This is a genomic window from Roseateles sp., assembly GCF_044373315.1.
Lineage (GTDB): Bacteria > Pseudomonadota > Gammaproteobacteria > Burkholderiales > Burkholderiaceae_C > JACDQM01.
This window is the reverse complement of record NZ_JBILQK010000102.1, coordinates 1-10,713: the sequence shown is the minus strand read 5'-3', so window position 1 is coordinate 10,713 and position 10,713 is coordinate 1. Positions and strand designations below refer to the sequence as shown.

The window sequence follows — 10,713 nt, the reverse complement described above, 5'->3', positions numbered from 1 at the left end:
GCAGGCGTAACCACCTCATTGAGCAGCATCCATTCGATGCCATCGCCTTCGGTGGCGGACTTGCCCGCCAGGTTGCCCAGCGGCGTGGCCGTCCACTGGTCTTGCACCAGCGGCACGAACTTGCCGTCGCCGGGTTGCGAGAAGACGGTGGAATAACGTTCGATGCGGCCTTCGCCGACCCAGCGCATCTTGAAGTTCCACATGGCTTCGGCCCCGTTGGTCGGGATCGGGAAAGGGATGCCGCCGGTGACCGCCTGCCCCAGGTCGAAGCCTGTAGCTGCGAGCTTGGCGCCGGTAGCGTTCTTGCGGGTGTTGTCGTACACCTGCTGCGGGTAGCCACAGCTGCGCCGCGTGGGGTACACGTCCATCTTGTAGCCCTTGAGCTGTTTCAGCAGCGCAAGCTGACCCTCGCTCAGGCGGTCTTTGTAGCGATCGGCGTTGCCCGCGTCGACGGTGAACAGCAGCTTGTCGGCAGCGTAAGGGTCGGGCCGGACAGCCCCGGGCTTCCAACCTGCGGGTGCCTTGACGTCGCCCCCCGTCCACGCCGGGATGCTGCCATCCTTGTTGCCGGCTTTCTCGGCGCCCATGGGCGTCAGCGTTGTGCCAAGGGCTTGCGCCTGCGCCTCGGTCGCGGCCAAGGCCGTGAGTGGGATCGCGCCGGCAACGGCAAGCGTTGTCGTGGCCCAGATTCTGTCCCAGTTTGTCATGTCACTTACCTTTCACGCCAGCGGTGCCGGCAGACTCGTCTTCGACCACTCAGTCAATCGCCAGGCCCCTGGCCCGGGCTTCCAAAACAAGTTGCCTTCGGGCCGCGGCGACGTCCAGCAGCGTCCTGGAGCGCGCTCGCGTCACTTCTGCGGCCGTGTAAGGCGGCGTGCCTTCAGGCACCGAACTCCGAGCCATGCCTCCCAGCATCCAGTTCGTCACTTCGGCGATCTGCTCATCGCTGAGGCCCGAACCCATCACACCCGGAACACTGACGATGAACTCACGTCCGCCAGGCACCCGAAGAAACTGCCCCAGGCGCCGCATGTCCGGTACCTGGCCGGCCTGTGCGCCCGAACCATCGAACCCATGGCAGCCGGCGCAGTGCAGCACGTAGTGCGCGCGGGCATGCGTGGTGGTCGCCACGGAAGGCGCATCGCCGCGCGCCGGCACCATGCGCCCGAGAACCATGTTCTGACCGCCCAGCGCATGGGCGTTGGCCAGCGGCAGCGCCAGCAGGAGGACGGTGTAAAGATGCCTCAGCATGGCTCATCATTCGCCGAGGATCTGACGCCGCATCTGGCGGGTCTGCGGCGCGCTGCCACCAGCCGCACGCACCGCGCGGATCTCATCGGCGGTGTACGGAGCAGGCTCGACAGCACCCTGCAAGGTCCGCACGTGCGTGGCGATCAAGGCCAGCGAAGCGTCATCCAGCGACGCCCCGAACCCCGGCATGCTGCCTACGAACGTCTGTCCCGCGATCTTGATCGGCCCCGACATCCCGTGCACTAGAACGGTGGCCAGATAGGCGCGCTCGGAGCCCAACTTCCGCCAGTGATCGCCCTTGATCGTTGGCGCCAGCCCCACCGTGCCCGTGGCGTCGGCTTGATGGCAGGCGGCACAGTGCTGCGAATAGAGAGAAGGCCCGGTGGGCTGCGCATTTGCCGCGCCAAGGGCGGACAGCGCCAGGTTCACCAAGACCAGCGTGCGCCGCATGGTCATCAAGACGAGCTTGCGCTGCATGCTCATGCCACCCCGACGATGATGGAGGTCGTGCAATGGAACATCGAATTGTTGTTGGCCATGCACCAGTTGATGTCGTTGTGCACCCCCAGGCGATATCCGGGCCGCTCGCGCTCGTTGTTGTTGCACAGACAGTTGCCGCACGAGTTGATGCCGCAGCAGTCGTTGTAGGAGATGAGGTACTGCCGTCCGTCCTTCGGGTTCAGGCAGGTGCCCACCCAGGAAACTTTGGAAGGCTCCGTGCCGGCGGGGCAACTCGTCAGGCTTCCGCCGCAGCACGTGCACAGGAACCCGTCAATCGCGCAATAGCGCCAGTATTCGCACTTGGTCGCATCCTCGGTCGCCGCGCCGCCGGCCTTCGCGCCTCCCCCACCGGCGGCGTGTGCCGACCCGAACTGGCCGCTACGATCAAACGGCAGCATGGGCAGCAAGGCACCGCCAATGAGTCCGGTTCCGATGCGCGCCAAGGCACTGCGTCGCCCGTGCCGGTGCGCCACCTTGCGAACGGCACGCTCGGTTTGCTTGTCAATAAAGTCGGTGATCCAGCTCATGCTGACTCCTGGTGTTTGGAATGCGTGGGGGGCCCCAGCTTCAGGCGGTGGCGTTGCCCAGGTACTGCTGGATGGAGGGTGCGCCCATGTCGTGCGCGTTCAGCAGGCTGTCCAGCTGTTCGCGCGAATTGACGAGCCCCTTGGACACCACGGTGCCCGCCTGATCCAGCACCACGGCGTAGGGCAGACGCGAGACGCGATAGGTCATCCCCAGCTCCGTGGAGAGCACATAGGGTAAGTTCTCGAGACCCTGTTCGCGGACGAAGCGCAGATGGCTGGCTTGCTCGCCATCACTGGCCAGCACCACATCCCATTGACGGCGCTCATCGCGCTGCAAGGTCTTGAGCACAGGGATCAGCTTCTTGCAGATAGGGCAAGTGGGCGAGAGGAAGAAGACGAGCTTCGGACGGTCTGCAGGTCCTCCAAGCGTCACCGGCTCCGACTGGATCCCTGTGAGCTGAAAAGCCGGCGATGCCTCGCCGACTGCAGGCCCGGAGTCGGTGACGAGCGCCCCCATCGGGGCGACACGCTCGAAGAGCACGCCCACCTGCCGAGACAGTGCCCAGAGCATCACGCCCAGCACGATCACGGCCAGCCACAACAGGATCACGGAAGCAGTCAACGCATTCATCGGGTTCTCCAAAGTGCATTCGTCGATCGGGGCGTTGTGCGGTGGCGCAACACCTGGTGGAACGCGGCATTAATCAAGGTAGCGAGGACGACCGCCGCAGCGACTACCAGGTAGTCGCCACCATCCAGTGAACGCTCCGACATGGGCAAGCCGGCGGTCAGTGCCACGCACACCAGTACCAGGTTGCGAGCGACCAAGGCCCAGGACACCGGAATCGCCTCACCGCCGCATCCGCAGTCCGGCGTGCGCCCCTGAATCAGCTGCAAGGCCATCGCCGCGCCGTACAGCAGCAGCAGGCAAGCAGCCAGTCCGGCCCCGATCCAGCGCCAGGGTGTCAGCAGCAGCGCAGCGCCAAGCGCCTCGGCGAACGGCAACATCCAGAAGGCCAGGCTGCAGGCCCAGCCCGGAACACCGTACGCCGCCAGGTGCTGGGACCACAACGCCAGATCCTGGACCTTCACGATGGCCGCGTGTCCCATGAGCACCGCCATGCTGGCGATCGCAATCCAGACGAACAAGGGATCGAGTACCGGATTCATGCCGACCTCCTGGCCACCACCGCGGCCTCAGTCATGCGACTCAAGCTGCAACGCGGCGGCGCCAGCCGGGGCCACGGTCGCCATCAGCTTCAAGGGCTTGCCGTCGTTCCACTGCCACGTCCTCAAGGCGCCGGTCAGGCCATCCAGCGCCTGCAGTCGCTGCCCGGAGCGCGAGAAGGTAATGGACGCCGTGCCGTGCCCCGGGGCGGTGGCGATTCGCTTGCCGCTGCCCAGGTCCACGAACCAAAGCTGCTTGGCAGGGAACTTGTGGGAGCCCTCGCCACCCTTTTCGTGCATCGCCACTACGGCCCAGCGTCCGGTCGGATGGACCGCAAAGAGCTGGTAGCCGCCGGGGCGCCAGCCTTGCTTGCGTTGAGCGTCGTTGACCAGGCTGCGCGACGACTTCAGGACCGCCATCGGTCCACCGACGTCCACTTCGTGCAGCCCGCCCTTGAACGAGACGAAGAAGTAGCGGTCGCCCAGGCGCTCGGCATGGTGGAACCACGCGTCGTTGTCGGCATCGAAAACCTTCTCGCTCGCCTGCCGGTCAACCACCTGCCCCTTGTCGTCGAGCGTGACCGTCGCGACCTTGCCATCCCCACACAGCATGGCAAACCGGGACGGATGCCCCGCCGCGGGCAACGTGCCCCAGCAACCAGGCGTCGGCACCTCCGTCACGACCTTGCGCTCGGTGAGGTCGACCACGGTAATCGAGGTGGCCGGTGTGGCGTTCTGCACAAGCACAAATCGCCCGTTGGCGGTGACGCTGATCAGCCCGCGGTAGTTCAGTGCCTGTGCACGGCGCGGCGGCAGCAACACTTCGTACTTGATGCCCAGCGTCGTGCTGTCCCAGACCTCGAGAACGTCGGTCCGCTCTCCGCGTCCGCCACGGCTGAGATAAGTCGTGGCGACGTAGATCTCGTCGGACCTAGCGCTGAGCGCGAACATGCCGGCATAGCCGGTGTGCAGCTGACCGAGGAAGCGACCCTTGACCGCGTCAAAGATGCGCAGGCGTCCGTCGATGATGGTGTTGATGGCAATGTCGGCCACATACACGCGCTCAGCGGGCGCCGACTCCAGCGTCGATGGCACCAGCGTTTCCGCTGGCAACTCCGGGGCTTGTGGCTTGGCCGGCGCGGCCAAGGCTGGCCCGGAAAGGCCGAGGGCCGCGCTACAGACCACAGCTGCCGCTTGGCGCCATGTCGAACGGCTGGCAAAAGCAAGGGCGATCATGAACATACTCCTGGATGGCGCCGTCGTGCGCACCGACTCAGTCGGTTTGACGGATTCTCGAAACTGGGGCCTTCTCGCGGTAGCACGCAACGGCAAATTGACCTGCGCCAACCCGAGGGAAAACCTAGGGGACGCACCCGTCTACTTCTTGATGCTGATGACCTGGGGTTGAGTGACTGCCTTCAGGCCATCGGTGCCGAACTCGACGCCCCAGCCAGAACCCTTCACGCCGCCGAAGGGCACCATCGGATGGATCGCCCCGTGCTGGTTGATCCACACCGTTCCGGCCTGGATGCGCGACGCCACGGCCTTGGCCTGCTCGATGTCAGCCGACCAGACGGAGGCCCCGAGCCCGGCATCGAGCCGATTGGCGCTGGCGATTGCAGACTCGACGTCCTTGTACTTAATGATCGGCAGCACCGGGCCGAACTGCTCCTGGTCCACCAGGGCGGCACCGTCGGCGATATTCGTAACTAGCGTGAGCGGATAGAAGTAGCCCGGCCCCTCTTCGGGCTTGCCGCCGCAGACGATCGTGGCTCCGCCGGCCTTGGCCTGTTCCACCAGCGACACAACCTTGTCGTACTGCATGCGGTTCTGGATCGGGCCCATTGCGATGCCGGCGTCCATGCCATTGCCCATTGGCATCGCTTCTGCCAGAGCCTTCAGCTCCGCGACCACGGCGTCATGCAGGCTCTCCGGCACGTACAGCCGCTTCGCGCAGGCACAGGTCTGGCCCATGTTGAGGAATGCGCCCCAGAACAAACCCATCGCCATCGCCTTTGGGTCGGCGTCGGGCAGCACGATGGCCGCGTCATTGCCGCCGAGCTCCATCGTGGTGGGGGTCAGGTTCTTGGCCGCAGCCGCCGCGATGCGGGCGCCGGTGGCCCCGGAACCGGTGAACATGATCTTGTCCACGTCGGCGTTCTCAACCAGGAAGCCACCCACCTCACCACCGCCGCTGACGGTGTTGATCACGCCGGGCGGAAGCGCCTCGGCCATCAGTCGCACAAGTTCGAGCGTGCCGATGCTCGTGTACTCCGAGGGCTTGATAACCACCGTATTGCCAGCCCGGATAGATGGAATGATTTGCCAGATGGCGATGAGAAGCGGCCAGTTCCAGGGCGCGATCGCGGCAATCACGCCGAAGGGCTTGCGATGCACCTCGTCGCGGCGGGTGGCGTCCTCGAACACCACGTCCACCGGCAGGTCCAGGCTTGCAGGCACCTGCGTCCAGACCTCGCACCCCCAGAGCTCGAAGCGTGCGCCCGGTACCTGGTCCGGGCCGACGCCGCCCAGCGGCTTGCCTTGTTCGCGCGTGACCCACTCGGCCAGGTACTCCGCGCTGCCCTTGATGACCTCGGCCACCTTCATCATCAACGCCTTGCGCTCGGCGTCGGGCCGCGCGGCCCAGCCGGGCTGCGCCGCCCTGGCGGCCGCCACAGCCTGTGCCACCTGCTCGGCGCTGGAATTCGGTACGAGGCCCAGCACCTCGCCGGTAGCAGGGTTCTTCGACTCAAACCCATTGACTGAACTGACGGCGCGACCGTTGACGGTGTTTGCAAAGCTCTTCATCGAGATACTCCAGGTTCGACTGCGGCGGAAGCGTCGCCAATGCAGTTACGACAGTTTCGAGATCTCGTCTCGATTAATCCATCGCGTACATTCGCAGCGGGAAAACCCGCGCCACCGACTCCCTACGCATCGGCCTTGGCTCGGATGTGGAGCACCACCAGCCACGCGAGGTAGCCGGCGATCAAGCCGGTCTGAGCCCAGTACATCGTGGTCGGGCGGCCGGCGAGAACCGATTGCAGAGCGTCCGACAGGTTCACCGCCGACAGGCCCAGGACCGTCACGCTCAAGGCCACCAGCGCGGCGGGCACGGCGGCCCGGATCGTCGCGGCCGTGTAGAAGAGGCAGATGTAGGCCACGACCGCGAACGAGATGATCTTGTCCTGATAGGCGTGGAATGGCACGTCGTAATAGACGAAGACCAGCGGGTACTTCAGACCGAAGAAGTGCGCTACGGCCATGCAACAGAAATAGGCCACGCCGGCCCAGAGCGAGAGGTTGAGGATCTTCGAGTTCATTGACTTTCCTTCCATGACGAGTGCGACATTCTTGGGCTCGCTGACTGTTCACGCGAGTGGCCTGGATGCCATACTTCGATGGAATCGGGTCAACCCCTTCGGATCTGTCGAGATGAGTACACGCCAGAAGCTTCCCGTCGTCGCCGTCGTCGCTTTCGATCGCGTCAGTCCCTTTCACCTCTCGGTGCCCTGCGTGGTTTTCGGCGACGCGCATCCCGGCGTGCCAACGTTCGACCTGAAGGTGTGCGCCGGCGAAGCCGGCACACTGCGCACGACGGCGGGGTTCGCGGTCGGGGTCGTGCATGGCCTGGATGCGCTCAGGCGAGCTGAAATCATCATCGTCCCCAGTTGGCGCGATCCGGCCGAGCGTCCCCCGGAGCCTTTGCTGAAGGCCCTCGTAATGGCGCACCGGCGCGGCGCCAAAGTCGTTGGGCTCTGTCTAGGCGCCTACGTGCTGGGTGCGGCAGGTCTGCTGGAAGGCCGCGCGGCCACCACACACTGGTCCTGTACCGCCGACTTTGCGCAGCGCTTTCCGAACGTGCGGGTGGACCCCGACGTGCTGTACGTCGATGAGGGCGACATCGTCACCTCCGCCGGTACGGCCGCCGGCATTGACTGTTGCCTGCACCTGTTGCGCCAGCGGCACGGAGCGGCAGCGGCCAACAGCGTGGCGCGGCGGCTGGTGGTGCCGCCTCACCGCCAGGGCGGGCAGGCGCAATTCATTGAACAGCCACTTCCGAGTTCGACGCGCGACTCGCGCTTGTCGTTTCTGCTGGACAAGGTGCGAGCCTCGCTTAGCGAAGCGCACACGCTGGACAGTCTGGCGGCCCTTGCGGCCATGAGCCGCCGCACCTTCACGCGGCACTTCCGGCAGTTGACTGGAACCACGGTGCAGCAGTGGTTGCTCGGGGAGCGACTGTCGCTCGCCCAGCGCCTGCTGGAAGCTTCGGATCAATCCGTCGAACACATTGCCGAACTGGCGGGCTTTGGCTCACCCGTGTCGTTTCGACAGCAGTTCCGCAGCGCGTTCGGCGTGACACCAACAGCTTGGCGTCGGACTTTTACCGGCAGCTGAGTTCCCGAGCGGGCACCGAGTCATCCTGGCGCCGCGAAAGCTGATGCACGCTTTCCATCTCCACTCAGTAACCGATGCCCCGACTGGTCGCGAGGCGCGCTGGGCCAGGAGGCCGCTTCTTGCGCAACCGGTGCATGTAGCGATCCAAGATTGTGAATGAGCGGCGCCGACATCCGACTGCGAGGGGCAACGACCGCCGCATTGGTCTTCGAACGAGTGCTGCCGACCCTGAATCGCCATACGTTGATTCGATTCTGTAGTCAGAGAGCTGCCGATGGAGCGCAATCAAGGGAACCCAAAGGCTCGAACGAGGATGGGAATCGTCGACGGACAGTCTCGGTTCAAGCTGACCTACGGTCCACCTTGCCAGCAACCTCCACGATGCGTTGGCGCAACCATTGCAACCCTGGGTCTTTGTCCTCTTTCGGATGCCAGTACATAGCCACCTCGAAACCTGGTATCGCCAGTGTTGGTTGTACCACCGTCATGTGGTCTGGCAATGGCATGTTCTTGAGGAGCCTCAGCGGAGCATTGAAGGCCCAGTGCCCGGCGCAGGCCAGTTCGATGGCGCTGGAGAAACTCCTGGCGCGACAAGCAATCTTGCGCTGGTGCATGCCTAACGTTGCGTCCGTCGGATTGGGCTCTGCTTCCCCTGTCGCCAGCAACACATGCTGCATGCCAAGGTAGCGCTTAAGTGTCAGTGGCAGCGCTGCTTTGGGTACCAGCGTCTTGAATTGCTCTTGCAACAACAGGCGCCGTTTGGCCCAAGGGTAGGTCCCGTCCGGTGACAGCAGGGCGAGTTCGGCATCGCCCTGAACACTGTCGACGCCGAGATCGCCGCCATTGAGCAAGTGAAAGCTCAAGCCAGGTGCCACCAGGCGCAATCGCTTCACCAACGGGGTCAACAGGACGTTGATCTCATAGTCGGTACAAGCGATGCGAAACACACGTTCGCTGGTCGCCGGATCAAACAAAGTGGGCGCACTGAGCGCCCGCACGCGTTGCAGAATTTCCGCCAGCTCCGGGCCCACGACCAGCGCGCGGCTGGTAGGCACCAAGGTACGACCCACGGCGCACAGCAAGGGATCATCGAATGCCGCTCGCAGCCGGGTCAGGGCTCGGCTCATTGCAGACGGCGTGACGCCGCAAGCCAACGCTGCAGCGGCGACCTGACGATGCTGCAGCAAGTGGTGCAACGCGATCAACAGGTTCAGGTCAAGGCCCAAGGCATCGATTTTGCGCATATCACAGGTGAGTTGTACGCATGCAGTATTGAGCGAAGCCACACTAAAGTCACGCCCTATGAACTGCAAACACCAGGTCTTCTAACGCTGCCGCTGTGCTTGTTGGCCCTGCCAGAGCTACCACCACTGCAACCCACAGGAAATTCGCAACCGCCTTTCAACCGTCAGGGCGCATTGACCATCCTCAGGCAGGGCAGCGTCGTCAGGGACATGCTCCAGATACCTTAGAGCGTGCGCGTGTGACCCTCATCCTTTACCCGAGACTTAGCATGCGTGCCCTTCCCCACGGTCCTTCAATTCTTGCCCTAGTAACCGCCACAGTTCTTGCTTTTGGCACAGTGCCCGCGCGTGCAGCAGGCGCCACGCCCAAAGAGATCGTGGTCGAATTCTTCGAACTGGCGTTCGTCAAGCGCAAGCCTATCGAGGCGGCGATGAAGTACATCTCGCCGACGCAGTACACGCAGCACAATCCCAACGGCGAGGACGGCCGCGAGGCCTTCATCAAGGGCTTCGCCGCCTTTGTGGAGAAGAGCAACTACCGCTGCCACATCAAACGCGCGATTGCTGAAGGGCCGCTGGTCGCCGTTCACAACCACTGCCAGGAGAACCCTGCTGATCCAGCGGATCGGGGTTCAGCCGTGGTCGATATCTTCCGCGTCGAAGGCGGCAAGATCGTCCAGCACTGGGACGTCGAACAAGCTGTGCCGGCCACGTCGAAGAATCGCAACACGATGTTCTAAGTTGAGGCTATGAGCAATATCGAACGCCTGGGCGACACCGGGCAACGCCGCGAGGCCCTGGGCCTCATCGTCAAAGCGGGATTGTTGACGGCCAGCCCCGCGCTGTGGTCCGCCGCCAGCGCGCTGAGCTCGGGCACAGCAGGCGATTCGTCTGCGCTGCTGAATGGGTACACGGCCAACCAGGTGAAGGTCAGCGCGAGCGAGTTCGGCGGTCGCCCGTGCATCACGGTGGAACTGACTGACGAGGTGCAGCGACGCATGCTGGCCGGCGGCGCGGGCAATGCGCCCAGCTACGCTATCCGGGAAGGCCCTTTCACCGATGGCGTGATCGAAGTCGATATCGCGGGCGAACTCACGGGCCGGGGCGTGGCAGACTCGCGCGCCTTTGTCGGAGTGGCCTTTCATCTGTCGAGCGACGCGCAGACCTATGAGGCCGTGTACTTGCGGATGACCAATGGCACGCTCAACGACCCGCCACCGCCACCGCCGCGAAACGTGCGCGCCGTGCAGTACGTGGCGCATCCGGACTTCCACTTCGACGTGTCGCGCTCACGTTTTCCTGGCCGCTACGAGAAGGCCGCGCCGTTAGCGCCGGGTCGATGGCACCGGCTTCGCCTTGACATCAAAGGCAGTCGCGCCCAGGTACAGGTGGATGGTGCCACGGTGCTGGTCGTCGAGGACCTCAAGTACGCTGGCCGCACTGGTCGCATCGGATTGTGGGTAGACGACGGCACCAGGGGGCACTTTACCAATCTCAGCGTCACGCCAGTTGGTTGAAGCCCTTTTGTAGCCGGTGGCTGAAAGCGGCGCGACCCCGAGGAAGATTGCCGCGGGAGATGGTCTTCACTCCAGCGCTGTGCGCTGTGCGCTGTGCGCTGTGCGCTG

General features: G+C 64.3%; 13 protein-coding genes. 3 read left to right on the top strand and 10 right to left on the bottom strand.

From position 1 onward, the window contains the following. The 9 genes from ACIQ67_RS17160 to ACIQ67_RS17120 all read right to left on the bottom strand — a co-directional run. A partial coding sequence (locus ACIQ67_RS17160; RefSeq protein WP_397535594.1) for a DUF1329 domain-containing protein occupies positions 1-707 on the bottom strand: 707 nt, incomplete at its 3' end. Between the two features lie 49 nt (positions 708-756). Then, entirely contained in the window at positions 757-1,251 is a 495-nt protein-coding gene (locus ACIQ67_RS17155; protein WP_397535593.1) for a c-type cytochrome, read from the bottom strand. A 6-nt stretch (positions 1,252-1,257) separates the two neighbouring features. Then, positions 1,258-1,728, bottom strand: a complete 471-nt coding sequence (locus ACIQ67_RS17150; protein WP_397535592.1) for a c-type cytochrome — start codon at positions 1,726-1,728, stop codon at positions 1,258-1,260. A gap of 2 nt (positions 1,729-1,730) precedes the next feature. After that, positions 1,731-2,279, bottom strand: a complete 549-nt coding sequence (locus tag ACIQ67_RS17145) for a methylamine dehydrogenase light chain (protein ID WP_397535591.1) — start codon at positions 2,277-2,279, stop codon at positions 1,731-1,733. A 40-nt stretch (positions 2,280-2,319) separates the two neighbouring features. Next, positions 2,320-2,910: a methylamine dehydrogenase accessory protein MauD gene (mauD, locus tag ACIQ67_RS17140; protein ID WP_397535590.1), complete on the bottom strand. Its 591-nt coding sequence runs from the start codon at positions 2,908-2,910 to the stop codon at positions 2,320-2,322. After that, the gene (locus ACIQ67_RS17135; RefSeq protein ID WP_397535589.1) at positions 2,907-3,449 is read right to left on the bottom strand and encodes a MauE/DoxX family redox-associated membrane protein; all 543 of its coding nucleotides are present in this window, start codon (positions 3,447-3,449) and stop codon (positions 2,907-2,909) included. The genes mauD and ACIQ67_RS17135 overlap by 4 nt, the downstream gene beginning before the upstream one ends. A 27-nt stretch (positions 3,450-3,476) precedes the next feature. Beyond that, on the bottom strand, positions 3,477-4,682 hold the full coding sequence (locus ACIQ67_RS17130) for an amine dehydrogenase large subunit (RefSeq protein WP_397535588.1): 1,206 nt from the start codon (positions 4,680-4,682) through the stop codon (positions 3,477-3,479). Positions 4,683-4,823: 141 nt separating this feature from the next. Next, positions 4,824-6,254 carry an aldehyde dehydrogenase family protein gene (locus tag ACIQ67_RS17125; protein ID WP_397535587.1) on the bottom strand — a complete coding sequence of 477 codons (1,431 nt, stop codon included), beginning with the start codon at positions 6,252-6,254 and terminating at the stop codon, positions 4,824-4,826. 122 nt (positions 6,255-6,376) lie between these two features. Then, positions 6,377-6,769, bottom strand: a complete 393-nt coding sequence (locus ACIQ67_RS17120; RefSeq protein WP_397535586.1) for a hypothetical protein — start codon at positions 6,767-6,769, stop codon at positions 6,377-6,379. Between the two features lie 112 nt (positions 6,770-6,881). Here ACIQ67_RS17120 and ACIQ67_RS17115 point away from each other — a divergent pair, with 112 nt between their 5' ends. Next, positions 6,882-7,844 (top strand): helix-turn-helix domain-containing protein, encoded by a 963-nt coding sequence (locus ACIQ67_RS17115; protein ID WP_397535585.1) that lies wholly within the window; start codon positions 6,882-6,884, stop codon positions 7,842-7,844. Positions 7,845-8,185: 341 nt separating this feature from the next. Here the strand turns inward: ACIQ67_RS17115 and ACIQ67_RS17110 are convergent, their stop codons facing one another. Then, positions 8,186-9,088 (bottom strand): LysR substrate-binding domain-containing protein, encoded by a 903-nt coding sequence (locus ACIQ67_RS17110; protein ID WP_397535584.1) that lies wholly within the window; start codon positions 9,086-9,088, stop codon positions 8,186-8,188. Positions 9,089-9,327: 239 nt separating this feature from the next. Between ACIQ67_RS17110 and ACIQ67_RS17105 the strand changes: the two genes are divergently transcribed. After that, positions 9,328-9,828, top strand: a complete 501-nt coding sequence (locus ACIQ67_RS17105) for a nuclear transport factor 2 family protein (protein WP_397535583.1) — start codon at positions 9,328-9,330, stop codon at positions 9,826-9,828. A gap of 9 nt (positions 9,829-9,837) precedes the next feature. Next, positions 9,838-10,605 carry a hypothetical protein gene (locus tag ACIQ67_RS17100; RefSeq protein ID WP_397535582.1) on the top strand — a complete coding sequence of 256 codons (768 nt, stop codon included), beginning with the start codon at positions 9,838-9,840 and terminating at the stop codon, positions 10,603-10,605. The last annotated feature ends 108 nt before the right edge of the window (positions 10,606-10,713 follow it).